The organism is uncultured Oceanicoccus sp. (assembly GCF_963968385.1).
Lineage (GTDB): Bacteria > Pseudomonadota > Gammaproteobacteria > Pseudomonadales > Dasaniaceae > Oceanicoccus.
Window position 1 is genome coordinate 1 of the sequence record NZ_CAXAHB010000137.1, and the last position, 2,280, is coordinate 2,280.

At 47.7% G+C, this 2,280-nt stretch carries 2 protein-coding genes; one reads left to right on the plus strand and one right to left on the minus strand.

What is annotated here, in order from left to right; genetic code table 11:
- Window positions 1-1,335, plus strand: a 1,335-nt coding sequence (locus tag AACP44_RS09050) for a DUF1254 domain-containing protein (protein ID WP_339340202.1), incomplete at its 5' end; no start/stop codon positions are given.
- A gap of 260 nt (window positions 1,336-1,595) precedes the next feature.
- On the opposite strand, the gene AACP44_RS09055 is transcribed toward AACP44_RS09050, so the two are convergent.
- Entirely contained in the window at window positions 1,596-2,183 is a 588-nt protein-coding gene (locus AACP44_RS09055; protein ID WP_339340203.1) for a hypothetical protein, read from the minus strand.
- Window positions 2,184-2,280 lie beyond the last annotated feature (97 nt).

Sequence of the window (2,280 nt, forward strand, 5' to 3'; positions counted from 1 at the left end):
GCGATGATTTATGCGTTCCCGTACCAATTAAACACAGTGCTTCGCTATAAATGGAGTCAGCCTACGGGACCTGAAGGTTATCAGGGGCCAGTGGATGCGGTAAACAAGTTCTGGCATTCGAGCTTTATCGATCCTAAAAATTATCGCGACGGTGGCACGCCGAATGCCGATACGCTCTACTCTCCAGCCTGGGTATACGCAAAAGAACAGCCGATCATCTTTAGTGTGCCCCCGATTCCGGGTGACCGATATTTTTCGATTGAGTTGGCGGGTTTTGATTCCGATAATTTTTCCTATATCAGCAAGCGCACCCACGGTAATGGTGGCGGTAACTACGCCATCGTGCCGCCGGATTGGGAAGGGACTTTGCCGGATGATGTGGAGTTTGTGGCCCATAATCCAACCCCTTGGTTTTATGCTATGGCCAGAATTTATTCTGACTTCAATGACCCCAGTGATCACGCACGAGTTGCAGCCATGCAGTCACAAATGCAGATTGTGGCCTTGAGTGACTGGGGCAAAGATAATCCGCCTCGGCCGCCACATCCGCCTGTTCCCGATGTAGGCGAACTCAGTGAAATGTTGCTTGAAGAAGATGTCATTGCCTACATGAAAAAAATGGTGATGTCGGATCCTTTGTCTTTTTGGCACAACGTGAACCGGGCGATGACTGTCAATGGCATTCCGGAGCGAGATAAACGCTATTTGAAAGATTGGGCTGACTTATATATTGGACCGAATCAAGATATTTACCAAGCTGACGATAGCGCGCGTTCAGGCTTAGCGACGGCTGTATTCGATGCCACGATGATTCTTCGTGACTACAGTACGCCTGAAGAAAGAAGGGTTAATGGTTGGGGTGTGACGCCAGTGGGCTTCGGCCGCTCCGGTGTTCATGGTGACTTTTATTATCGCGCAGCTATTCAGTCGATGCGGGGTATTGTCGCCAATGATGCCGAAGAAGCCATGTATATGGGGGTGTCCCAAGATCAGCATGGAGACGAGATCAATAGCAGTAATGCCTACGAAATCCACTTTGAGCCTGGCCAAACCCCGCCCGCCAAGTATTTTTGGTCGCTCACCGTTTACGACCAAGATGGCAATCTGATGCTGAATCCCTATGACCGCTATTCCATCAACTCTCATTCAAAGGATCTGACCTATGAAGCCGACGGCAGCCTTCGGATTCTTATTGGTGGTACACCGCCAGAGGGCAAGGTAGGCAATTGGTTGCCTGCGGGCGAGGAACAGACTCGTCTCACCTTACGTGTTTACGGCACCGGAGAAGCGATGCTGAAGCGAACCTGGCAACCACCAGCGGTGAAAAGACTTTAGAAAGTCATTACCATCCTCTGCTGCGGTGTCGAGCACGGCCTGTTGCCGGCTAACACCTCACATTGTCTCTGCAGGCGTTGCTTGCAGGGACAATAACCAGACGCAAGCTGTCATCTTGCAGGAAGATGTTTGGCCTGCCCTCCCGCTCTAGTTCGATTAATGGATTTCATTAATCTGCCCAGTACAGTGTATTTATTGGCTGCTTCGAGGGCCAGGTTAATAATTTAGTCTATCTCTTAAAGGTTGATTTAGAGATAAAGCTACGTACGCTTAGCTCTGATCAAACCTAAACCTACCAACCCCGAGAAAAAGAGATAGATACCGGCTGGGACTGGAACTGGGGTTGGAGCTGGTGAGGGCATTACGGATACGCTGCCATAGCAACCATCTAAAAAGCATAGTGCCTCAATATTATTAATAACTACCTTGCCCCTGTTACCAGTAGATGCCGTTATTTGAGTAGATATAAGTCCTACGTTAACAACAAAATTATCTAGGTCATAGTTAGCTCGATTTTTGTTGACATAGACTAGGTCTGATCCCGCATCACCATTGATATTCAAGGTTATATTGGCGTCTGGTATCCAGGCAGTAAATAAGCCAATAATATCGTCACCGTTGCCAAGGTTTTGGTTGCCTCCCGCTTGGACACTGCTCTTTTCCATCCACATAATGTCATCATTATTGGTGAATGCCACACAGTTTATACCGCACCAAGCTACCGTTTGGTTATCAGCGATCCAGGTATCCCAGCCGGTGTTATCCATTGGATTCCAAGACACCGAGTAGGCGTTAGTATGGAAAGCGATTGTTAGCAGTAATATTGAATAACGAATTAAACGGTTCATTATTATTTTCCTCACTCTTCTCATGACCATCGAGGGAGATGGCTATCTACGTTTATAAATTGAAATATTATTTAGCGTCGGTTTGGCGATACCTCTA